Here is a 22,271-nt window from a genome sequence, read left to right on the forward strand (position 1 = left end):
GGCGCAATTGGCGTCAGCCATGAAATTATTCTTGCCGCTTTAGCGGTTAGAATAAGGCTTGTATTTAAGATTTTGTGCAACAAAAGCTTAAATCAATGCCCATGGCGTTCCACGCCTCTCAAATTGCGCCGCCACCACCTTTTTCGATTAGGGAAGACTTAATGCCCATTTTGCCCTGAAGCAATCAGCTCAAATCACTGCCAGCCGCGTTCCACGCCAAGCAGACCGAAACAGAGTCAGACGCCATTCCGTTTCCGAGCAGATAAAAATCATTTAGCAAAAGTAAAATACATTTGTGATGATGTGAAAAGCCACAAGTGTATTTTTTATTACTGCCTTAATTGACTGATCATTATTTTGAAAAACCGGGAAGTGAGCAGTGACAAGATGACGAATGCTTGATTGTCGTTGCTTTATCTACTTGCAGCAGCCGGCTGCGCCTTTTCTTGTCTAGATGTGAAGGCAGATTGGTTTTAAGTGATTTAACAAAATTCGTATAATACAATTATCAGATTAAATCGATTGATTAGAGGGGGAACTACTTTGAGATATTTTAAACTTGGCTCATTCGACTGTGAGCGAATTTTATTGACCGTCATTTTGGGGACGACGGCAATTGGCACTTCTCATGTGACTAGGCATCAAGTGGCTGCTGCTGAAGTAGCGCCGATCACGGCATTAACTGATCAGCAAGCGTTGAGTTCAGTCCTGACTAAGGACCTACAACCAGTCGGCAATTCTGGGGGGATTGCTGGTCTGACGAAGTTAACACAACAAAATAGTCGTGTTCAGCGCTTAGCCACGCCGTTAGTGCGAGTTGCGATACCAACGGCTCAGGAGGATTTTACTTGGTCATATTCGGCCAGTACTCAGACTGCAACGCTAACCGGTTTTAATACCGGCGTTGATTTGAGCACGATTGTGATTCCGGATACTGTTACTTATCAGGGAGCGACTTATCAGGTGACCGAAATCGGTGCGAATGCTTTTATTGGTCATAGTTCTTTGACCAATGTGGTGATTGGCGCCAATGTTCAGGAGATTGCCACTGGCGCTTTTGGTTATTGTCCGCAGTTGACCTCAGTTGATTTTTCAAATAATCAGGTGTTAACGACGATTGGTGATAATGCTTTTGCGGAAAATGGCTTGACTAGTTTGGCTTTGCCAGAAACGGTGACGACCATTGGTTATCAAGCTTTTGCAATCAGTAATCAATTGACCAGTGTGACGTTGCCGGCTAGTTTAACGAGCCTTGGTGCCAATGCCTTTATTTATTCCAAAGGCTTAACCAGCGTTGCTTTCCCAGCCGGGTTACAGGTGATTCCTAGTCAAGCCTTCGCCAGTTGTAGCCAACTGCAGACAGTGAGTTTTCCAAGTAACAGCCAACTGACTACCCTTGGCAGTGGGGCGTTTGTTTATGACGAAAGTTTGACTACTTTTCCATTTCCAGATAGTTTGGTCACAATTGGTGATCAGGCCTTTCTGGGAAATAAAGCATTGAGTAGTGTGACTTTCGGCCCTAATTTACAAACAATCGGTAAACAAGCTTTCACTTATGACACGGCCTTAGTGAGTGCTGATTTCAAAAATGCAACGGCCTTAACGACGATTGGTGATTATGCTTTTGAATATGCTAGTTTAGCTGGCGATTTGGTTTTACCGACCAATCTTAAAACAATTGGCACGGAAACTTTTCTTGGCAATCAATTGACCAGTCTGACGCTGAATACCAATTTAACAACGATTGGTGCGGAAGCATTTGCTTATAACAATTTGGCCAAAACATTGTCAGTGCCAGCTAGTGTGACTGAGATTGGCAGTGGTGCTTTTAAGGGCAACCAATTAACTAAAGTTGATATTCTTGGCGATCAGGTGAACATGGGGACCGATGTGCTGATGTACAATCGAGTGGTTGATTTTAATGCGAAGCAGATTGTTAACAATGGTTCCATCGGTGTCCAAAATGAAACGACCATTTTTACTGATCCGGCCCATGTTGCCATTTCCGACTTATTCGATATTAATGTTAATGGTCAATCACAACTGGAGAATAAATTACAAATCAGTCAGATCACCAATGGTGTCACTTATGAGAATAATCAATTTGTGGTGCCGACCGGGACGACTAGTTTTAGTTTTAAATGGGACAGTCCTTATCAAGGTACTGATTTATACAGTGGTCAGTATCATGTGGTCCTGAATAATCCTGATATTAAAGTTTATGATTCGCAAGTGTTGGCCGGCACTGACTGGCAGCCAGCTGACAATTTCGATAGTGCCCAATTGGCCGATGGGACGCCGCTAACTTTGGCACAATTAACCGTCGCGATTGTTAATCCTGAGGGTCAGTCTGTTGAGACGATCGATACTCGTCAGACTGGTCTCTACAAGGTCACTTATTCTTATGGCAACGATGCGGCCACAGCTAACGTCATGGTGATTAAGCGTGATGGCACTTATTCAGTAACTGGCACGCAAACTGAAACTTATAATGGCCAACCCCAAGCACTTGTGAACAGTCATTTTACAGTGAATTTGTCTGATGGTTCAACTTATGCTTTAGTACCTGGCGATTTAGAATTGGTCAACGGTGGAACAACTGCAACTAATGCTGGTACTTATCAAGTGCAGTTATCAGCAGCGGGCGTGGCGCATTTGGCAAGCTCATCAGCAGATGCGGCACTATATAACTGGACTTTGGCCACCAATGGCACTGGTACTTTAGTCATTGATAAGGCCACGGCCACTTATTATTTGACCGGGAGCGAAAATCATCCTTATACCGGCCAAGATCAGTTACCAACGAAAGACGATTATCGGTTAATGATGTCTACTGGTGGTACCTACACCGGCTTTGCTAGTACCGATTTGATTTCGACTGATGAAACGCCACTGCTCAATGCCGGAACCTATCCGATTTCACTGAGCGCCACAGCTTTGACAACCTTCATGGCAGCTAATGACAGTGCGAACTATAATTGGACCCTAGACGTGGCGGCACAAACAGCTAGCTATACAATTGCTCCAGCACGGGTAACGATTGCCGCGAATAATGCCAGCAAATATGGTGGTGAACCAGATCCGAAGTTGAGCGCAGTCGTCACTTATCAGAATCCAGTTTCTTCGGGCACCTTACTGAATTACAGTTTGAGTCGAACTAGTGGCGAAACGCCGGGCACTTATCCAATTAAAGTTGACCTGGGTGAGAACTCGAATTATCAAGTGACCACTGTACCGGGCACTTTTACGATCATCAAAAATCAACAGGCCATTTCAGCTAGTGATTATACGATGTACGTTGGTGATGCCACGCCGACCTTGGCTGATTTTAAGGCGACAGCCACGAATATTGCTGGCGATCCAGAAACTATTTCGATGGACTTGAGCCAAGCTGATTTTCAGCAACCGGGAACTTATGCAGTTGCTTTAACAACTGGTGACGGTCAGCATAAAACAGTTCATTTAACTGTTCTGAAAAATCAGCAAAGTATCACGGGCTCAGATTACACCATGTATGTCGGTGATCCCGAACCGACAATTACAGACTTTAAGGCCAGTGCGACCAATAAAGCCGGCGCGACTGAGACCGTCACAGCAGATTTAGGCAACGTTGACTATCAAAAGCCTGGTCAGTATGCAGTTATTTTATACACTGGTGATGGGCAAACGAAGACAGTTAACTTACATCTGCTTGCCAATCAACAAAGTCTTCAGGTGCAACCTTACGCGCTGCACGTTGGTCAGACTGCACCAACTTTAGCGGACTTTAAGGCAACCGCCACTGATAAAACTGGCCAAGCAATTGCCATCACCATGGATTTAAGTCAAGTGGACCTGAAAACTCCTGGTGAGTATCCCGTTAAATTTACGACCAGTGATGGTCAAACTGCGACGACGACCCTCACCATCGAAGCCACTCTTCAATCAATTGCCGGCACAGATTACACCATGTATGTTGGCGATGGCACGCCGACTGCAGCGGACTTTAAAGCCAGCGCCACCGATGTGAATGGCGATCAAGTCGGGGTATCGGTTGATCTCAGTCAAGTCAATTTTACTGAGCCCGGCAGTTATTCCGTCACGTTAAAGAGTAGCGATGGTCAGACGAAGCCAGTGTTACTACATTTGTTAGCTAATGAGAAAAGTATTACTGGCCAAGATTATACGATTTATGCTGGGGACCTAATGCCAACAGTGGGCGATTTTCAAGCGAGTGCTAAAGATGAGGCTGGTAATACATTATCAGTTACCGCGGATTTAAGTCAGGCCAATGTTGAGCGTCCTGGTAGTTACCCAGTTAGCTTAACAGCCAGTGATGGGCAAACGATGACCGTGCAGTTACATGTGTTAACTAATGAAATGGCGATTCAAGGTTATGATTACACGATGTATGTTGGCGACCCAATGCCAACCGCGGCTGACTTTCATGCCACCGCCACTGATAAAACTGGGCAACCATTAACTGTGAGTGCTGATTTTGCGCAGGTTGATTTCCAGACTGCTGGTACTTATCCAGTCAACTTAATGGCTAGCGATGGCCAAACTAAGTCGGTGAATTTACTGCTACTGAAGAGTCAACAGAAAATGAGTGCCGCCAACTTCACGATGACAATTGGCGATCCCCAGCCAACAGTCAGCGACTTTCAGGCTCATGCGCTGGATAAGACGGGGATGGTTATTGAGAACATTCAGGCTGATTTCAGTCGGGTTAATTTCGAACAGGTGGGCCATTATCCAGTTACGTTAACTGCTGGTGATGGGCAAACGCGCACAGTGGTGTTGAGTATTGTCGCCAAAGCGGTGGTGACCCCGCCAACTACCACGCCAGGGACGACTACGCCGACGACGAAGCCAACTCAACCAAGCACAACAATGCCACCAACAACAAAATCAACGACGAAGACAACTGAAACGTCGACGCTCAATCCGAAAAAAACGGGCGCGAACTCTCCGACAGCGGCCAAGTCCACTAGTACTAGTAGGTCAAAGGCTAAGATGCTACCGGAAACGGCGGAGCAGGTGGATCATCAGCTTACTTTATGGGGCACGCTGTTAGCCGCAATCGTGAGTTTATTCGGTTTAGCTGACTTCCGCCGTCGTAAAGATCGCGATTAATCAGTTAACAAACAGACATTTAAAAGAAACCGAGTTTAAGCAAATTACCGCTTAAACTCGGTTTCTTTGATTATTTAGATTGATTACCACGAGTTAGAAAAATTCGCCTAATTTCTTGTCTAGAACAGGTTGCTTATTCATATAGGGTTCAGTCGGGAATTGATTATAATGCCATTAAGATCAAGTATTTGTTATTAATAATTGATACTTAACGTGGAGGTGTACCCGAAATGAAGAAGCGATTCATTAGTTATGAATGTGAACGAGTTTTATTAGCAATTCTCTTAGGTACGGCAGGTGTTGGTAGTGTGCACGAAGCAACGGCTCACGCGGCTACGAATCCAGCCACACCCGAGGCCGAGGATACGAAAGTCAACCAAACTAATCAACAAGAAGAAAATAAAGTTTTGAACCAGATGACGACCCAGTCACAACCAATGCAGAATGGTCAGCCATTGAGTCCAGCGCAGATGACCCGTTCGGCCGCACCAGCGACTAATGATCTCAGTAGTGCCCAAAAGAATTTACTGATGACTTATAACGACAGTAACCAAACAGCGATAATCACCGGCAGTAATGATCCCAATTTCACTGCTCTTGATATTCCTGATGTGGTCGTTAAAGACTACATCCCTTATAAAGTCGTCGGTATTCAAAATGGTGCGTTTGCTAACGATGCGAATTTACAATCGGTTCGCTTGGGGGCAAATATGCGGTCAATCGATGCGAATGTTTTTACTAACGATACTAATTTGCAATCAGTTGACTTTTCTAAGACAACTGACTTTTTCTCGATTGGCGCATCGGCGTTTGCTAATACCGGCTTGCAAACTGTGACGTTACCAAATACCATTCAGCAAATCTACCCGTCCGCTTTTGCTAATTGCCAGCAATTAACACAGATTAATTTGCCAGATAGTTTGTATAACATTGGCGCCGGCGCTTTTATGAATAATACTGCCTTACAGTCCATTCAAATTCCAGCCAGTTTGCGGGCGATCGCTGATCAAACTTTTTCAGGCGATTCGGCGCTGAATCAGGTTACCTTTGAGTTGGGTTCCCAATTGACCTCGATTGGTGATCAGGCTTTCGCCAACGATACGAGCTTGGTGAACCTTCAAATTCCGGCAACAGTCACCAGTATTGGTCAAGAAAGTTTCTATCAATGTCACGCGTTAAATACGGTTAATTTCGTACAAAATGGCCAGTTGACGTCAATTGGTGATCGCGCCTTTGCCGAAGACCAATTGGAATTTACTCTCACATTACCTGATTCATTAACAACTATTGGTAATGGGGCTTTCATGGGCAATCAAATTGACCAGTTGACTTTAAACAATGGCTTACAGACGATTGGGAATAGTGCGTTTGCTTATAATCGATTGGAACCAAGTCTGACGATTCCTAGCTCGGTGATTAGCATTGGTATGAGCGGTTTTGAAGGTAACCAGCTTGCCAGTGTTAGTAGTGGTGGTCCCAATCTTCAAATCGGTCCAGATGCTTTTTCTTATAATCGTTTGACGAATGTGACCGCTGGGAATGTGACCACAACTGGTATTGCCAGTTCCCATAATAATGCCACCACTTACACCAATAACAAGCAAGTTACACTGGGAGATCTTTTCAAATTAAATCTGGACGGCCAAACTGATTTAGAGAAGAATTTGCAAGTTAGTCAAATCAGCAACGGTGTTTCTTATGCCAATGGTATTTTCACGGTACCAGTAAATACGGCCGATTTTAGTTTTGCTTGGACATATAACGATCACGGGGTACCGCTTTATAGTGGTGATTACGAAGTTGATGCCGATACTGATGGCATCAAGGCTTACAATACAGTGATCATGTCGGGAACGAAGTGGATTCCTGATGATAATACTTCTGGTGCGGTTGAACAAAATGGGACCGTTTTAACCCCGGCACAATTAGGCGTTACCGTCACCAATCCTCAAGGTCAAACTGTGCCTTATGTGGGCAGTGATAATCAACTTGGCGCTTATCAAGTTAGTTATTCAACACCACAATATTCACTAGGAAATGGGCAAATGTCTGCTGATAGTGCTGATGTCAATGCCAACATTATTAAACGTCAGGCCACGTATGTTTTAGCCGGTACGCAACAGGGAACATACAATGGGGATGCACCAACGTTAAATCCTGGCAACTATCAGCTGACGCTCTCCAATGGTGATAATTATCAATTGACCAATGGTGATTTGGCCCTCGCCAATAATGTAACCGGAATTGACGCTGGCACTTATCAAGTGGTGCTAAGTCCTCAAGGAGTTACTAATTTAGATGCCTTAGACAATAATCGTTACGAATGGACCGCTAGTAATATTGGCAATGCACTACTACAAGTTATGAAAGCACCCCAAGCAATTGTCATCATCGGGTCAATGTCAGTTCCTTATAATGGTCAGACGCAGCAGCCGACGATTAACCAGTTTCCAGTGGTGCTATCAACGGAAAGTAGTACATCATCGGATCCCGATGCGGTAACTGGTGATATGTTCTGGACCTTACAACCTGGTGATTTAGTCGCAACGTCAGGACAGCCGTTGCAAAACGTTGGCCAATACCAATTAACTTTAACACCAGCAGCGTTGAGCCGGTTCCTGCAAGTTCATAACAGCACTGATAATGATTGGCAAGTTATTTCTAAGAATAATAGTTATACAATTACGCCAGCCATTGTGACCATTGCCGCTAATAATTTAAGTAAGTATGCTGGCGAAGCCGATCCAACCTTGACTAGCACAATTACTGAAGCAACGCCGGTTGAGAATGGTAGTCCTTTGAATTACAGCATCAATCGAGTTGCAGGAGAGGCACCAGGTGTTTATCCAATCAGCATTACCACTGGTGACAATCCTAATTATCAAGTCACCACGACACCGGCTAGTTTTACGATTCTAGCAAATCATGAAAGCGTTTCTGGCCAGAACGCCACCATGTACGCTGGCGATCCACTTCCCGATTATCAGACCTTCGCCGCAACAGCGACTGATCAAGCTGGTCAGGCAACTAGTGTGACCGCAGATTTAAGTCAAGTTCATGCGCAAGTGCCCGGAACTTACCCAGTAACTTTACGAAGCAGTACTGGTGAGACTAAGCAAGTTACCTTACAAGTGCTAGCTAATCAGCAAAGTTTAACTGGACAAAATGTGACGATGTATGTTGGTGATTCAGTACCGACAATCGCAGATTTTAAGGCCCAAGCGACTAGTAAATCTGGCCAAGCATTAACGCCAAGTCTGAATTTGAGTCAAGCTAATTTGACCATGCCCGGAACTTATCCCGTGCTGCTGACTACAACTGATGGCCAACAACGTCAAGTTGAATTAACTGTTCTGGCTAATCAACAGCGACTAACGGCGCAAAACTATCAGCTGTATGTTAATGGCACGATGCCAACTGTGGCTGACTTCCAGGCTCATGCGACTGATAAAGCAGGTCAAGCGGAATCAGTGATGGCGGACACGAGTCAAGTGAATCTGAAAATGCCAGGTAATTACCCAGTGACTTTAACGACCGCTGATGGTCAGAAACAAGTCGTTACAGTTCAAGTTGTTGCTAGTCAGGCCAGTATTAGTGGTCAGGATGCCACGGTTTATGTTGGTGATCCCACTCCGACAATCAGTGCATTCAAAGCAACGGCGACTGATGAAAGCGGCCAGGCCACGGCGATCACTGCTGATTTAAGTCAGGCAAATCTAAAGACGCCTGGCAATTATCCAATCACCTTAACGACAACTGGCGGTCAGACCAAGGTTGTGATGCTACATGTCTTAGCTAATGACGCCGCAATCAGTGGTCAAAACTATCAAATGTATGTTGGCGATCCGCAACCGACTAGTACTGATTTTCAGGCAAGTGCAGTTGCTGAGGATGGGACGAAGATACCAGTCACGATTGATTTAAGTCAGGCGCATTTAAACCAGCCAGGGACTTATTCAGTTTTATTATCAGCTAGCAATGGTGAGACGAAAACTGTCGAACTGCAAGTACTGGCGAATCAAGCAACTCTGACCGCACAAAACTATCAAATGTATACCAATGGCACTCGGCCAACAGCAGCTAACTTCCATGCCCTAGCAACGACCCGCAATGGTCAGCCAGAACCAGTTCAAGTTGATTTAAGTCAAGCCAATTTAACACTGGCTGGCAATTATCCCGTCACCTTAACTACGGCTGATGGGCAGACTAAAGTGGTCACGCTGCAAGTTCTGACCAATCAACAGCAGATTTCTGGCCACGATGTCACAATGTATGCTGGTGATCCCGCACCGACCATTAATGATTTCGCGGGCAAAGCGACTGATGCCAGTGGCCAGCCCGCTAGTGTCACAGCCGATTTGACTGGTGTTAATTTACAAGTTCCTGGTAATTATCCAGTGACTTTGACGAGCAGTGATGGTCAAACCAAAGTCGTCACACTCCATGTATTAGTTAATCAGCGCCATCTAAGTGCTGAAAATGTGACCATGACTGCTGGTGATCCGTTGCCAACAGTAGGAGATTTCCACGTTCAGGCCACCAATGAAGCCGGTCAGCCAGTTAACGTGCAGCTCAATTTCAACGGGGCGAATTTGCAAACACCTGGGAGTTATCCAATTACCTTAACCACCACTGATGGTCAATCACTAACAGTCACGGTGCAGGTGCAGGCCAATCATCAAAGTTTAACTGGCACTGATGCGACCATATATACCAATGGTAGTCAACCAGTTGCGAGCACGTTCAAAGCCTTGGCAACTAATAAACTGGGCGCTTCAATGCCAGTCCAAGTTGATCTCAGTCAAGCTAATTTACGAGTTGCTGGTGATTATCCAGTTCAATTGACGACGACTGATGGCCAGCATAAGACGGTGACTTTACACGTTTTAGCCGATCAACAAAAAATTAACGGTCAGAATGCGACGATTTATACCACTAGTGCCACGCCAACAAGTGCAACTTTTGCGGCGAGTGCCACAGCAATTAATGGTCAGGTGTTACCAGTTCAAGTTGACTTGAGCAAAGTCAATCTTCATCAAGCTGGTAATTATCCAGTTTTATTGACGACTAGTGATGGCCAGTCGCGTGAAGTTAATTTGCAAGTATTAGCGAATCAACAAAATATTAGTGGTCATAACGCGCAAATGTATGTTGGCGAAACCTTACCAACCGTGATGAGCTTTGCTGGTAGCGCCACTGATGAGAATGGTCAGCCAGTGTCAGTTAGAGCTGATCTCAGTCAAGCCAACCTGCAAAAACCAGGCACTTATTTGGTGAATTTGATCAGTAGTGATGGCCAAACGAAAATGGTGACATTAACTGTTCTAGCAAACCAGGCAACGTTTAAAGCTAGCGATTACAGTACCTATACTGGCAATAGCATGCCAACCGTAGCGGATTTCCAAGCAACTGCCACTGATGAAAATGGTCAGCCGATTTCCGTAACAGCCGATTTCAGTCAGGTTGATTTAAATAAGGCTGGTACTTACCCGGTTGTGTTAACTGCGAGTAACGGTCAGAAACAGACAGTTCAATTGACAGTTCAGACTAATCAACAAGGAATCCATGCTGAAGCACCAACGATGTACACAGGAAATGCAATGCCAACCATAGCTGATTTTCATGTAACCGCGACAGATGAAAGTGGTCATTCAATTCCAGTGACAGCTGATTTGAGTCAGGTTAATATGCAGAAGGCCGGCACTTATCCAGTTGTTTTAACTGCTAGTGATGGTCAGAAGTTAACAGTTCAAATGACAGTTTTGACTAATCAGCAAGGAATCCACGCTGAAGGACCAACGATGTACACCGGTAATTCAATGCCGACCGTAGCTGGCTTCCATGCAACAGCGACAGATGAAAGTGGTCATTCGGTTCCAGTGACAGTTGATTTGAGTCAGGTTAATATGCAAAAGGCCGGCACCTATCCAGTTGTTCTAACTGCTGGTGATGGTCAAAAGTTGACGGTTCAAATGACAGTTTTAACTAATGATCAAGGGATTCACGGCCAAGCACCAACTGTTTATACAGGGAATGCAATGCCAACCGTGTCCGATTTCCATGTGACCGCGACAGATGAAAGTGGTCATTCAATTCCAGTGACAGCTGGTTTTAGTCAAGTGAATATGCAGAAGGCTGGTACTTATCCAGTTATCTTAACCGCTAGTGATGGTCAAAAGTTGACAGTTCAAATGACAGTTCTGACCAATCAACAGGGAATCCACGCTGAAGGACCAACAATGTACACCGGTAATTCATTACCAACCGTAGCTGATTTCCATGTAACAGCCACAGATGAAAGTGGCCATTCGATTCCGGTAACAGCTGATTTAAGTCAGGTTAATATGCAGAAGGCTGGTACTTATCCAGTTGTTTTAACTGCTAGCGATGGTCAGAAACTAACAGTTCAATTATCTGTCTTAACTAATCAACAAGAAATCCATGGACAGGCACCCACAATGTACACTGGGAATACTTTGCCAACTGTTACTGATTTCCATGCAACCGCGACAGATGAAAGTGGTCATTCGATTCCGGTGACAGTTGATTTGAGTCAGGTTAATATGCAGAAGGCTGGTACTTATCCAGTTGTTTTAACTGCTGGTGATGGTCAAAAGTTGACGGTTCAAATGACAGTTTTGACTAATGATCAAGGTATTCACGGCCAAGCACCAACCGTTTATACAGGGAATGCAATGCCAACCGTGTCCGATTTCCATGTGACCGCGACAGATGAAAGTGGTCATTCGATTGCGGTGACAGCAGATTTGAGTCAGGTTAATATGCAAAAGGCCGGCACTTATCCGGTTGCCCTAACTTCTAGTGATGACCAGAAACTCACAGTTCAAATGACAGTTCTAGCTAATCAACAAGGAATTCATGCTGAAGCACCAACAATGTATACAGGGAATACAATGCCGACAGTAGTTGATTTCCACGCAACAGCGACAGATGAAAGTGGTCATTCGATTGCGGTGACTGCCGACTTGAGTCAGGTTAACATGCAAAAAGCAGGTACTTATCCAGTTGTCTTAACGGCAAATGATGGTCAGAAATTGACTGTTCAAATGACTGTTTTGACCAATGATCAAAGTATTCATGGCCAAGCACCAACAATGTACACTGGTAATTCATTGCCAACCGTAGCTGATTTCCATGTTACAGCAACAGACGAGAGCGGCCATTCAATTCCAGTAACCGCGGACTTAAGTCAAGTCAACATGCAGAAGGCCGGAACGTACCCAGTTGTCCTAACTGCAAGTGATGGTCAGAAACTCACAGTTCAAATGACAGTCTTAGCTAATCAACAACGAATCCACGCTGAAGCACCAACCGTGTATACAGGGAATACAATGCCAACCGTAGCTGATTTTCGCGTAGCAGCGACAGATGAAAGTGGCCATTCAATTCCAGCCACAGCTGATCTGAGTCAGGTTAATATGCAGAAGGCAGGTACTTATCCAGTTGTCTTGACTGCAAGTGATGGTCAGAAGTTGACAGTTCAAATGACAGTTTTGACCAATGATCAAGGAATTCACGGCCAAGCACCAACAGTTTATACGGGAAATGCAATGCCAACTGTGGCTGATTTCCATGTAACTGCCACAGACGAGAGTGGTCGTTCAATTCCAGTAACCGCCGATTTAAGTCAAGTCAACATGCAGAAGGTCGGAACGTACCCAGTTGTCTTGACGGCAAGTGATGGTCAGAAATTGACGGTTCAGTTGACTGTTTTAACTAATCAACAAGGAATTCACGGTCAGGCACCAACGATGTACACCGGTAATTCACTGCCAACAATTGCTGATTTCCATGTAACTGCCACAGACGAAAGTGGCCATTCAATTCCAGTGACCGCGGACTTAAGTCAAGTCAGCATGCAGAAGGCCGGAACGTACCCAGTTGTCTTGACGGCAAGTGATGGTCAGAAATTGACGGTTCAGTTGACTGTTTTAACTAATCAACAAGGAATTCACGGTCAGGCACCAACAATGTACACCAGTAATTCACTGCCAACAATTGCTGATTTCCATGTAACTGCCACAGACGAAAGTGGCCATTCAATTCCAGTAACAGCTGATCTGAGTCAGGTTAATATGCAGAAGGCCGGCACATACCCAGTTGTCTTGACTGCTAGTGATGGTCAGAAGCTGACGGTTCAAATGACAGTTTTAACGAATCAACAGGGAATCCACGGCCAGGCACCAACAATGTACACCGGGAATTCATTGCCAACAGTAGCTGATTTCCACGTAACCGCGACAGATGAAAGTGGTCATTCGATTCCAGTGACAGCTGATTTGAGTCAGGTTAACATGCAGAAAGCGGGCACGTACCCAGTTGTCTTGACTGCAAGCGATGGCCAGAAACTAACAGTTCAGCTAATCATTTTAGCGAATCATCAACAAATTCACGGTCAAGGATTGACGATGTACACTGGCAATGCGCTACCAACAGCCGCTGATTTTCAGGCAACAGCCACCGATGAAAGTGGGGCACCAATTTCAGTAACTGCTGATCTGAGTCAGGTTGATCCGAATAAAGTGGGTAGTTATCCAGTCGTTTTACACGCTAGTAACGGCCAGACACTGACAGTTACTTTAAAGATACTGGCTAATCGGGCAAGTTTAACTGCTAAGAATTACACGATGGTTCTGGGCAGTTCACAGCCAACATTGGAAGATTTTCAGGCCGTAGCTACTGATGAAGCTGGTATTGCCGGCGAAGCGATTCAAATGAACTTCGGCCAGGTTAATTTCCAGAAGGTTGGTCGATATCCAGTTCAGTTAAGAACGATGGCGGGACAAAGTCTGACAGTTGATTTAGCTATCGTGGCACCTACCACCACGCCGACGAAGCCCAAGACAACGGGACATTCGCAAACACCAACAAAGCCGAATACCACTGGTCACAAAACAAAGCCACGGGATTCAGGTCATCATCAGACAGAGCCAGTCATTAATCCAGATCATCGGGGAACAATTAATCGCCAGACCACTGCATCACAGGTGAATTCGCCACGTACGGCTGTTTCGGCGGACAACAACGCCAATAATTCTAATAATCGTTCAGCCGCAACGATGCCACCAAATCAAAGCACTGCTAATCAGAGTCAAACACCATTGCCAACGGGAAGATTACCACAAACTAGTGATCAATCCGATAAACAACCGACAATTCTAGGTGTTCTGATGTCGGCACTATTAGCCTTAGCAGGGGCTTTAGGATTTAAAAAGAAGAAACAAAAGAAGTAGTTCAATTTGACACAGTCACTAATCCTGATGCTTGCAAACTGAACCATTAGAAAAGCGTCCACGACTATCCAATTCGGATAATTGTGGACGCTTTTTACATAGATAATATAAAAAATTAAATATGGCTGCGATAGAGACTGATCACCTTGCCCAGAATAGTGACATTGGGCAGAATAATTGGTGGCATAGTATCATTCTCTGGCTGTAAACGAATATGACCTTTTTCTTTAAAGAATCGTTTGCAGGTGGCTTCGTTTTCCTCGGTCATGGCAATGACAATATCGCCATTCTGGGCGTCGCGTTGTTGACGAACAATCACCTGATCACCGCTAAAAATACCAGCGTTGATCATACTTTCGCCCCGAATCGTTAGCATAAATAAGTTGTTGTCATCTAAATTAAGATCTGGTGGCAACGGGAAGTAGTCAGTGGCATCTTCAACGGCAAGAATAGGTTCACCGGCAGTGACAACGCCTAATAAGGGAATTGCTTTCTTTTGAATGCCTAACGCATCCAGGCCAGCTTCAGTCACTTCAATTGCCCGTGGCTTGGTGGGATCACGTTGTAGCAGGCCCTTTTTCTCAAGTCGGGATAGGTGACCGTGAACTGTGGAAGTTGAAGACAGTTGTACGGCGGCACCGATTTCTCGAACAGTTGGCGGATAACCGCAATCATTAACAGTTTCATAGATAAAACGTAATACATCTAATTGTTTCGCACTTACAGGTTTAGTCATGGGACACCTCAATATTTTTTACAAGAATCTCGTTCAATGCTTTCGCATTCGAAAAAGCATTCTAATCAATTTTAAATTCTGATTAAAATGCGTTATGATATAACTATGTTTTCTAGTACTATATTATCATAAGCAAACTAAGTTATCAAACGGATGTTCGTGTATTTTACAGTTTGATTAAATTATTTTGGAGGTTATCATGAGTGAAATTGATCCTAAATTAATTGCTCGTATTAATGAACTAGCTGCTAAGGCGAAAACTAGCGAATTAAGTCCTGAAGAAGAGCAGGAGCGGCAACAATTGCGCCAAGACTATTTGCAGGCTTTTCGTGACAGTTTTCGGACGCAAATCGAGGACTTACGAATTTATAATCAAGAGGGCAAGGAAGTTACGCCTGATAAAGTCAAAAAAGTTCAACGCGATAAGAATTTACGTGATGATTAGTGGTTACTGAAAAGTTTATGGGAAATTTGTGATATTTTTCTGCTTGGCCACTTGCATATTGTTAGTGAATCTGGGTAAAATAAGATTAGCATTTTTTAATTAAGGAGTTTTTTAAGATGAACATGGGTTTAGCAATCACTTTAATTATTTTGGCACTTTTAGTCGGCGCTGTTGCAGGTTTCTTTGGCGCTCGGGCTTACATGAAGAAATATTTCAAAGACAATCCACCGGTTAATTCTGATATGATGCGGGCAATGATGGTGCAAATGGGGCAGAAGCCTTCTGAAAAGAAGCTTCATCAAATGATGTCTGCCATGAAGGCACAACAAGCTAAGCAAGAGAAAAAGTAGCCTTTTTTGATATCACGTCGATTTAATCGCAGGTGCGCCTAGCACCTGTTTTTTTGTTGCATTTTTTAAGGATACGAGGACAGATTATGGGAATTTTTAAGAAATTAGGCTGGTTTTTTAAAGCCGAAAAGAAACGTTACACTTGGGGTTTAATATTTTTGTTAATGGCTGATTTGGCCGGCTTAGTCCCGCCACGCGTGATTGGTATTTTAGCGGATAAGATGGGCGCCAAGCAATTAACGCTGCCGCTGCTATTTAGTTGGTTAGGCTTTTTACTATTAGCGGCGGTTGTGCAGTATTTAAGTCGGTTTGGCTGGCGCAATATGATTTGGGGCGGCGCGGCGACCTTAGAACGTGAATTACGGACGCAATTATTTAGTCACTTTCTGAAAATGGACGCGACTTTCTTTCAGCGTCATCGAACTGGTGACTTAATGGCTCACGCGACCAATGACCTGAATGCGGTGCAAAACGTGGCCGGTGCCGGCATTTTAACCTTTGCCGATTCGATTTTAACTGGTGGGACAACAATTGTGGCAATGCTGATCTTTGTTGACTGGCGCTTGACTTTAGTCGCCTTGTTGCCGATGCCGTTGCTGGCAGTGATGGCCCGCGTTTTAGGTAAACACTTGCACAGCGCTTTCAGTGAATCGCAGGCGGCTTTTTCCCGGTTGAATGATAAAACGCAAGAGTCAGTCAGTGGGGTTAAAGTCATCAAAACATTTGGTCAGGAAGACGAAGACGTTGCTGATTTTGAACAGATTGTCGACAAAACGATCACGATTAATAAAAAAGTTTATCGAATTGATTCATTATTTGATCCGATTACGACGCTGATTATTGGGCTGACTTATGCGATTACGATTGCCTATGGGGGCCATTTAGTGGTAACGCAGGCGATTACGTTAGGGCAATTGATTTCCTTCGTGGCTTATATTGGTGCCTTAGTTTGGCCAATGTTTGCGATTGGTCGGTTATTTAACGTGATCGAACGTGGCAATGCCAGTTATGACCGAGTTCAGGAATTGCTCAATGAAACCAGCGAGGCGGTTACCCCTAAAGTTGCTGGGACCCACAGTTTACATGGCGATTTGGACTATCAAGTGTCTGAATTCAAGTACCCTGACGATCCACGAGTTGCTTTGAAGCAGATTCACTTTGAATTAAAGCAAGGTCAGACGCTGGGCTTAGTTGGTCGCGTTGGCGCTGGTAAAACCACCATTATTAAATTATTACTGCGTGAGTTTGACCATTATCAAGGCAAAATAACAATTGGTGGTCATGATATTCGTGATTATAACTTGGACAGTGTTTTAGCCAGCATTGGTTATGTGCCTCAGGAAAATTTCCTGTTTTCAACAAATATTCGCGATAATATTCGTTTTGCAGCGATGACCAAACCGCAAGAAGAGGTTGAGCAGGCAGCTAAGGAAAGTGCGATTCACGAAGATATTCTGAACTTCTCGCAACAATATGATACTTTGGTTGGCGAGAAGGGCGTTTCCTTATCCGGTGGACAGAAGCAGCGGTTGTCGATTGCTCGAGCGATTATGACACTGCCAGAAATTCTGATTCTTGATGACGCCTTGTCCGCAGTTGATGCGAAAACAGAAGCAGAAATTTTAACTGATTTAAAAGAAGATCGTGATCAAAAAACCACGATTATTGCTGCCCATCGCTTAAGCAGTGTGGCCAATGCCGATGAAATTCTGGTGATCGATGATGGTCAAATCGTTGAACGTGGTAATCATGAAGAATTACTAGCCAATGACGGCTGGTACGCTGAAATGTGGCGTAAGCAACAAATTGAATCACAGTTGGGAGGTGAATCGAATGACGCAGAAACAAACGAATAATCAGAACAAAAATACTGAACAGACTAACAATAATCAACAACAATCCATTTGGTCCCAAAGTATTCCAGTTAAAGAGCAGACCCAAATTATCAAGCGAATGCTGAAGTTTTCACTGCCATTTAAGTGGTTGTTCATTAGTGCCATTATTACTTCGGCAGCTTTAGCAATCGTCAACATTTTGCTACCGAAATTGTTACAAGTCTTTATGGATAAGTATTTAACCGTGAAAACCGGCACAACTCGGGTCATTTTAGGTTTTGCGGCCTTATACTTCATGGGAACAGTTTTAAAGGCCATTTTACAATTTACTAGCAACTACACTTATTCAGTTGGTGCGGAAAAATCATTAGAGTCAGTGCGGGAGAAATTATTCCGTAAATTACACACTTTAGGGATGCGTTATTTTGACTTGACACCAGCTGGTTCGATTGTTTCTCGGGTAACGAACGATACGATGACAATCATGGATTTCTTACAAGTATTCGCTTCAATTTTAACGGGGACCTTCGCAATTGTTTCAGCCTTTATTGCCATGCACACCCTGAACGCCCGTGGTTCCTGGATTGTTTTAGCCTTTTTGCCGTTACTGATGCTAGCCATTTGGTACTATGCCAAATACAGTTCGTGGGTTTACCGGAAAATGCGGGAAAAGCTCAGTGAGTTAAATATCAAATTAAATGAATCGATTGAAGGTATGTCGATTATTCGCCAATTCCGCCAAGAAAAGCGGATCAGTCAAGAATTTGAAAAAACCAATGGTGAGTACTTAGCAACCCGTAAAGCAATGATTCGGACAAACTCATTGTTACTTTCTTCCTTGATCAATCTCTTGTATGCCTTGGCCTTGACCTTGGTGTTGGGGCAGTTTGGCTTATTATCACAGCATCAGTTTGTGGAGGCCGGCGTGATTTATGCCTTTACGACCTATGTGTCTAACTTCTTTAATCCAATGTCAGACATGATGGATTCGTTGTCAGCGTTACAAGACGGTGTGGTTGCCGGCAAGCGGATTTTCCGAATTCTCGATGATGACCATTTGACGCCGCAACAGAATCCAAAGGCCAGTGGTACGATTACTACTGGTGAAATTGAATTTCGTCACGTTTCCTTTGCTTATGATGGGCAACATGAAATTCTCCACGATGTGTCCTTTGTTGCCAAGCCAGGACAAACCGTGGGTATTGTTGGTCACACTGGTTCAGGTAAAAGTTCAATTATTAATATCATGATGCGCTTTTATGAATTTTACGAAGGTCAGATCTTGATTGATGGCCGTGATATCAAGGATTATCCGATGTCAGATCTGCGTCAGAAAATGGGCCTTGTTTTGCAAGATTCGTTTATGTTTTATGGTGATGTGGCTTCTAATATTCGCTTATTTAACGAAGATATTACTGATCAACAAATTGAAGCAGCCGCTGAATTCGTTCAGGCAGATACGTTTATTAATCAGTTAACTAATCGTTATCATGCGCGAGTTATTGAAGGTGGTAGTCAATTTTCAAGTGGGCAACGGCAATTAATTTCCTTTGCGCGAACAGTTGTGACTAATCCGAAGATTCTGGTACTTGATGAGGCGACAGCTAACATTGATACTGAAACTGAAAGCCTGATTCAAGAAGGTCTCCGCCGGATTCGTCGTGGTCGGACGACAATTGCGATTGCCCATCGGCTCTCAACGATTAAGGATGCCGAGCAAATTATTGTGCTAGATGCTGGGAAAATTGTGGAACATGGTACTCACGAGGAACTCTTGGCTCAACATGGTCGCTATTATCAGTTGTATCAATTACAACAGGGTAAGGCAGAGTAGTGCCAAGTCTTTCACTAGTTGTTGGGCAATTTGAGTCAACAATAACTAGTTTTGGGCAGAATAGTGGACAACTCCGTTGCGGCCGGCGGAGTGTGGAACGCGGCCGGGATTGATTTGAGCTTATTGCTACGCAACAATCTCAAATGCAACCCTTATCCTAAGCGCTAAAGCGCCAAGGATAATTTGGCGGCTGACAACCCGGCGGCCTTCACTGCGTTTTGAGCTAGGTTAGTCCACTGTAGATTTGATTGTTATTAAGGCAATACCAGTGGAGTTTGATGCCAATCACCCAGTAACGACCTGATGAAACCAATAGAGTTCAGCACCACTGTTTAGAAAATCAAATTGACATAAAATAATAAGCCTGTTTGACAATTTTTATCTGGATAAAACCAGAAACTGTCAAATAGGCTTTTTTGTATTACTGTTCAGTTGTGACAACAATTTGAATGAAGTTGATTAATCCCACTACGCGCTGCCTTAAGCATTTACAAAAATGTAGTGAACCACCTTAACTCCAGACGGAATGGAGGGCGTGGTTGTCAGCCGCCAAATTTGTCTTATTGCTTTAGCAATTAGACAAAGGCTCGTATTTGAAACAATTGTGGTTTTCAATTGGTTCAAATCGATGCCGGCCGCGTTCCACAACCAGCAAGCCCGCAATGGAGTCAGATTCAATTCTGTTTCAAACTTTGCTACTTAATCTTATCCTCAGCTTTTTCCGCCGCCAATTTCTTCAAATCAGGTTGGTATTTAAAGTTGGGATCGATTTGTTGATCTAATTGCTGCCAAGCGTTGGTCATGGCATCGTTTATTTCAGCAAGACCAGCTTCATCTAATTTCTGACGTACGGGAATTTGAATTGGTTCGCCGAAACCAACCGTTACCCGTTTGTGCTTGAGAAAGTCTTTAAAAGTCACTGGCCCTTGATAGACGACTGGTAATAATGGTACTTTGGCCATTTTGGCGATTAAGGCTGCGCCGCCTTTAAGTTGGGCTGAGTAGCGTGTCCCTGACGGAAACATGATTAGTGACAGTTTGCCTTCTTTTAAAATTCGGACCGGTGTTTTAATTGCAGAAGGGCCAGGATTGAAACGGTCAACAGGAAATGCGTGGGCATGCACTAGAATCCAACGCAGAATTGGATTATGAAATAATTCTTTTTTAGCCATGAAACTGAATTCACGTGGTCGCGCGGCAATTGCGAAAATAATCGGTTCCCACCAAGTTCGATGGGGCGCGACTAGAATATAAGGACCGTCAATTAAATTTTCACGATTAACGACTTTGGTGTGGCCATTAAGGAGCCAGACCAGAAAACGAGCAATTGGACGAACAATTTTATAAAACATGCTTTCACCTGAGTTTCTAAAAGTTCCTAAAATTCGTTCCTGTAGTTTCAACGAATACTAAAAAAATTATATCAGAAAAAAAGAATTTGGTATAATTAAATTACTAACTCTTAGCAGTAACTTCGTTAAAAAAAGTCATTGTCGATGACTAGATTTCATTTTGAGGGGCGTTTAGCAAGTGGAACGAATCGATCAATTAATTAATGGTGGCGTTAAAATCATTCAAAGTGATGATGTTTTCTCTTTTTCATTAGATGCAGTCTTACTCGCCGATTTTGTTCAAGCACGGCAGCGTGATCAGATTATTGATCTGTGTGCTGGCAATGGGGCGGTAGGCTTATTTCTTAGCCAGAAGACCAAGGGGCCGATCACAATGGTGGAGATTCAGGAGAAGTTGGCTGATATGGCCCGCCGTTCAGTGAGCTTGAATCACTTGGACGACCAAATTCAGGTGGCCACCATGGATTTGAAAGAGTCGCCACAAAAACTTGGTCATGATTTTGCTGATGTGGTCAGTTGTAACCCACCGTATTTCGTCGATCATCAGCAAAGTATTAAAAATCCGAATCCGTATTATGCGATTGCGCGTCATGAAATCAAAACTGATTTAGCCACGGTCCTGGCGACTAGTCAACAATTATTGAAGACCAATGGCCATTTTTATATGGTACATCGGCCGGAACGTTTAGCTGACATTATGTTCGCCTGTCAAGCACATCGTTTGGCACCAAAGCGAATTCGTTTCGTTTATCCTAAAGCTGGTCGCGAGGCCAATATGGTTTTATTTGAAGCAATTAAGAATGGCCGGCCCAATGGTGTGCGTGTTTTACCACCGTTAGTTGCCTACACAGACCAGAATGAATATACGCCGGAAGTGAAACGGATTTTGCATGGTGAAGCGGCTACTGGAGGATCGACAAAGTGAGTTATTACTGTTATTTGGTTCAATGTGCTGACGGAACCTTCTATACTGGCTCGACCAATGACGTTGCTAAACGGGTCGCGACCCACAATGCTGGTAAGGGCGCCAAGTATACTCGGAATCGCCGCCCAGTTAAATTACTTTATCAGCAAGAATTCGATGACAAGCATGCTGCCTTGAGTTTTGAAGCCAAGTTCAAACAACACTCGCGGCGCCAAAAAGAAGCTTTTTTAACGGCACATCATGTGACTTGGCGTTAAGTCGCGACAGATAAATCGCTAATTTTAGCTTGCATGTCAAGGCTTTTATCGGTATAATCATAAATGGTGTTGTAGCACCAAATTCACACACTTAGTGATTATTCGCTAGTTGCCGGGCTGCCCTGGTTGGCGAATAAAGCGAGCTAAGTGGCGGAATAAAACATTAGG

At 44.0% G+C, this 22,271-nt stretch carries 11 protein-coding genes; 9 read left to right on the plus strand and 2 right to left on the minus strand.

The window, feature by feature from the left end:
* Window positions 1-543: 543 nt before the first annotated feature.
* Together EKM82_RS00005 and EKM82_RS00010 are read left to right on the plus strand one after the other, a co-directional pair.
* Window positions 544-5,115 (plus strand): leucine-rich repeat protein, encoded by a 4,572-nt coding sequence (locus EKM82_RS00005; RefSeq protein ID WP_125766282.1) that lies wholly within the window; start codon window positions 544-546, stop codon window positions 5,113-5,115.
* Window positions 5,116-5,345: 230 nt separating this feature from the next.
* Window positions 5,346-14,369: a leucine-rich repeat protein gene (locus EKM82_RS00010; RefSeq protein ID WP_125766283.1), complete on the plus strand. Its 9,024-nt coding sequence runs from the start codon at window positions 5,346-5,348 to the stop codon at window positions 14,367-14,369.
* A gap of 115 nt (window positions 14,370-14,484) precedes the next feature.
* Here EKM82_RS00010 and lexA read toward each other — a convergent pair whose 3' ends face one another.
* Window positions 14,485-15,105, minus strand: coding sequence for a transcriptional repressor LexA (gene lexA, locus EKM82_RS00015; protein ID WP_125766284.1), 621 nt, complete (start codon window positions 15,103-15,105; stop codon window positions 14,485-14,487).
* A gap of 199 nt (window positions 15,106-15,304) precedes the next feature.
* Here lexA and EKM82_RS00020 point away from each other — a divergent pair, with 199 nt between their 5' ends.
* The 5 genes from EKM82_RS00020 (at window position 15,305) to EKM82_RS11100 (ending at window position 20,272) form a co-directional block, all read left to right on the plus strand.
* Window positions 15,305-15,550, plus strand: coding sequence for a DUF896 domain-containing protein (locus EKM82_RS00020; protein ID WP_125766285.1), 246 nt, complete (start codon window positions 15,305-15,307; stop codon window positions 15,548-15,550).
* Between the two features lie 116 nt (window positions 15,551-15,666).
* Window positions 15,667-15,900, plus strand: a complete 234-nt coding sequence (locus tag EKM82_RS00025; protein ID WP_125766286.1) for a YneF family protein — start codon at window positions 15,667-15,669, stop codon at window positions 15,898-15,900.
* Window positions 15,901-15,986: 86 nt separating this feature from the next.
* Complete coding sequence (locus EKM82_RS00030; RefSeq protein ID WP_125766287.1) at window positions 15,987-17,756, plus strand: ABC transporter ATP-binding protein; 1,770 nt, start codon at window positions 15,987-15,989, stop codon at window positions 17,754-17,756.
* Complete coding sequence (locus tag EKM82_RS00035) at window positions 17,734-19,569, plus strand: ABC transporter ATP-binding protein (protein WP_125766288.1); 1,836 nt, start codon at window positions 17,734-17,736, stop codon at window positions 19,567-19,569. Before EKM82_RS00030 ends, EKM82_RS00035 begins: the two co-directional genes overlap by 23 nt.
* A gap of 526 nt (window positions 19,570-20,095) precedes the next feature.
* The gene (locus tag EKM82_RS11100; protein WP_164508007.1) at window positions 20,096-20,272 is read left to right on the plus strand and encodes a hypothetical protein; all 177 of its coding nucleotides are present in this window, start codon (window positions 20,096-20,098) and stop codon (window positions 20,270-20,272) included.
* Here EKM82_RS11100 and EKM82_RS00040 read toward each other — a convergent pair.
* On the minus strand, window positions 20,265-20,921 hold the full coding sequence (locus EKM82_RS00040) for a lysophospholipid acyltransferase family protein (RefSeq protein WP_125766289.1): 657 nt from the start codon (window positions 20,919-20,921) through the stop codon (window positions 20,265-20,267). The two genes, EKM82_RS11100 and EKM82_RS00040, sit on opposite strands and share 8 nt — an antisense overlap.
* A 178-nt stretch (window positions 20,922-21,099) precedes the next feature.
* Between EKM82_RS00040 and EKM82_RS00045 the strand changes: the two genes are divergently transcribed.
* Both EKM82_RS00045 and EKM82_RS00050 read left to right on the plus strand, forming a co-directional pair.
* Complete coding sequence (locus EKM82_RS00045; RefSeq protein ID WP_125766290.1) at window positions 21,100-21,846, plus strand: tRNA1(Val) (adenine(37)-N6)-methyltransferase; 747 nt, start codon at window positions 21,100-21,102, stop codon at window positions 21,844-21,846.
* Window positions 21,834-22,103 (plus strand): GIY-YIG nuclease family protein, encoded by a 270-nt coding sequence (locus EKM82_RS00050; RefSeq protein WP_125766291.1) that lies wholly within the window; start codon window positions 21,834-21,836, stop codon window positions 22,101-22,103. The genes EKM82_RS00045 and EKM82_RS00050 overlap by 13 nt, the downstream gene beginning before the upstream one ends.
* Window positions 22,104-22,271 lie beyond the last annotated feature (168 nt).

This window comes from Lapidilactobacillus wuchangensis (assembly GCF_003946645.1).
GTDB lineage: Bacteria > Bacillota > Bacilli > Lactobacillales > Lactobacillaceae > Lapidilactobacillus > Lapidilactobacillus wuchangensis.

Bases quoted from the DNA above. Each gene is read 5' to 3' on its own strand.
- EKM82_RS00010 (WP_125766283.1), top strand. From the start codon at position 5,346: ATGAAGAAGCGATTCATTAGTTATGAATGTGAACGAGTTTTATTAGCA.
- lexA (WP_125766284.1), bottom strand. From the start codon at position 15,105: ATGACTAAACCTGTAAGTGCGAAACAATTAGATGTATTACGTTTTATC.
- EKM82_RS00020 (WP_125766285.1), top strand. From the start codon at position 15,305: ATGAGTGAAATTGATCCTAAATTAATTGCTCGTATTAATGAACTAGCT.
- EKM82_RS00025 (WP_125766286.1), top strand. From the start codon at position 15,667: ATGAACATGGGTTTAGCAATCACTTTAATTATTTTGGCACTTTTAGTC.
- EKM82_RS00030 (WP_125766287.1), top strand. From the start codon at position 15,987: ATGGGAATTTTTAAGAAATTAGGCTGGTTTTTTAAAGCCGAAAAGAAA.
- EKM82_RS00035 (WP_125766288.1), top strand. From the start codon at position 17,734: ATGACGCAGAAACAAACGAATAATCAGAACAAAAATACTGAACAGACT.
- EKM82_RS11100 (WP_164508007.1), top strand. From the start codon at position 20,096: ATGGAGGGCGTGGTTGTCAGCCGCCAAATTTGTCTTATTGCTTTAGCA.
- EKM82_RS00040 (WP_125766289.1), bottom strand. From the start codon at position 20,921: ATGTTTTATAAAATTGTTCGTCCAATTGCTCGTTTTCTGGTCTGGCTC.